1 protein-coding gene and 1 pseudogene are annotated in these 1998 nt (G+C 70.1%); both read left to right on the top strand.

All coding sequences use genetic code 11. The features are described 5' to 3' along the window. Positions 1-1496 (top strand): annotated as a pseudogene (gene istA / locus ABTU92_RS27885) (IS21 family transposase); the annotation flags it as partial. Further along, a partial coding sequence (locus ABTU92_RS27880; RefSeq protein WP_408094838.1) for an ATP-binding protein occupies positions 1493-1998 on the top strand: 506 nt, incomplete at its 3' end. The pseudogene istA and the gene ABTU92_RS27880, both read left to right, overlap by 4 nt.

Raw genomic sequence — 1998 nt, 5'->3', positions numbered from 1 at the left:
CACCGATCATCAGATGAGGCTCTACATGAAGTTCCGTCAAACCGATTTGCTGGCCGTCGCGGCCGCGAAGGCGTCGTTCAGCACGTCCACGGCGTACCGGATCGAGGCCGATCCCCGGCTGCCGTCGCAGAAGAAGGAACCGCGTGGCCGCCGCCGACCGGACCCGTTGGGCGGCCTGTTCGAGGCAGAGGTGGTGCCGATGCTGAAGGCTGCGCCGGGGCTCCGTCCGGTCGCCGTGTTCGAGGAGATGCTGCGGCGCCATCCCGACCTCGGGGCCGGCGTCCGGGGCACTCTGGAACGCCGGATCCGCGCCTGGCGGGCGGTCCACGGCGAGGAGCAGGAGGTCGTGTTCCGCCAGACCCACGCGCCCGGCCGGCTCGGCCTGTCCGACTTCACCGACATGGGCGAGTTCGGCGTCACGGTCGCCGGAGCGCCGCTCGAGCATCGGCTCTACCACTTCCGGCTCGCTTATTCGGGGTTCGAGCACGCCCATGTGGTGCTCGGCGGCGAGAGCTTCGTCGCGCTGGCCGAGGGCTGCAGAACGCCCTGTGGTCGCTCGGCGGGGTGCCGGCGGAGCATCGCACCGACAGCCTGTCGGCCGCCTTCTGCAACCTCGACCAGGAGGCCAAGGACGACCTGAGCCGGCGCTACGAGGACCTGTGCGTTCACTACGGGATGACGCCGACCCGCAACAATGCCGGGGTCGCCCACGAGAACGGCGCCATCGAGGGGTCGCACGGCCACCTGAAGCGGGCGATCGCCGACGCGCTGCTGCTGCGCGGCAGCGCCGACTTCGACGACCTCGCCGCCTATCGAGGCTTCGTCGACGAGATCGTCGCCCGCCGTAATGCCCGCAACGCCAAGCGCATCGACAGCGAGCGCGCCGCCTTGCAGTCCCTGCCGGAGCGGCGCACCTCGGACTACGAGGAGGTGGTGGTCCATGTCACCTCGTCGGGCGGCTTCACGCTGCGCAAGGTGTTCTACACGGTGCCGTCGCGCTTGATCGGCCACCGGCTGCGGGTGCGCCTCTACGACGACCGCCTCGAGGTGTTCGTCGGCGGAACCCGCTGACGACACTGCCGCGCGGGCGGGCCCACCCCGACGGCAAGTACGGCCAGGTGATCGACTATCGGCACGTGATCCACTCGCTGCGCCGCAAGCCGATGGCGCTGCTCGGCCTGGTCTATCGGGACCGGCTGTTCCCGCGTGACGCCTATCGCCGAACCTTCGACCTGTTGCGGGAGAAGCTGCCCGACAAAAAGGCGTGCCGCCTGATGGTCGAGCTGCTCGCCTTGGCGCACGAGCGCGGCTGCGAGGCCGAACTCGCCGAGGAGTTGATCGCCGATCTCGACGTCGCCCGTGTCCCCGACCTCGACCGACTGCGGGCGCGCTTCGCTCCCGATCCCGCCTGCGTGCCGCAGGTCGTCGTGCAGCTCGCCTCGCTCGCCGCCTACGAGTGCCTGGTCGGAACCACCGCGATGGGAGACGCCGCATGAGCACGACCCGCACGGGAACGAGCTGCGTCGACGCCGCCCGCCTCGGCATTCTGCTCAACGAGCTGCGGCTGCCCACCATCAAGGTCTTGTGGCCGCAGTTCGCCGAGCAATCCGACAAGGAGGGCTGGCCGGCCGGGCGCTTCCTCGCCGCCATCGCCGAGCACGAAATCGCCGAGCGGGCCCGCCGTCGCATCGAGCGCCATCTCGTCGAGGCCCGCCTGCCGCCCGGAAAGACCCTCGGCACGTTCGACTTCGACACCGTGCCGATGGTCTCCAAGGCGCAGGTGACCGCGCTCGCCGCCGGCGACGGCTGGGTCGGCAAGGGCGCCAATCTTCTGCTGTTCGGCCCGCCCGGCGGCGGGAAGAGTCACTTGGCTGCAGCCCTCGGGCTCGCCCTGGTCGAGAACGGATGGCGCGTGCTGTCCACTCGCACCACCGATCTCGTCCAGAAGCTTCAGGTCGCGCGCCGCGAGCTCGATCTCGAGGCCGCCATCAATCGGCT

This window comes from Rhodoplanes sp. SY1 (assembly GCF_046000175.1).
Classification (GTDB): domain Bacteria; phylum Pseudomonadota; class Alphaproteobacteria; order Rhizobiales; family Xanthobacteraceae; genus Rhodoplanes.
The sequence above is the reverse complement of the archived record's forward strand: the minus strand, read 5'-3'. Positions and strand labels throughout refer to the sequence as shown.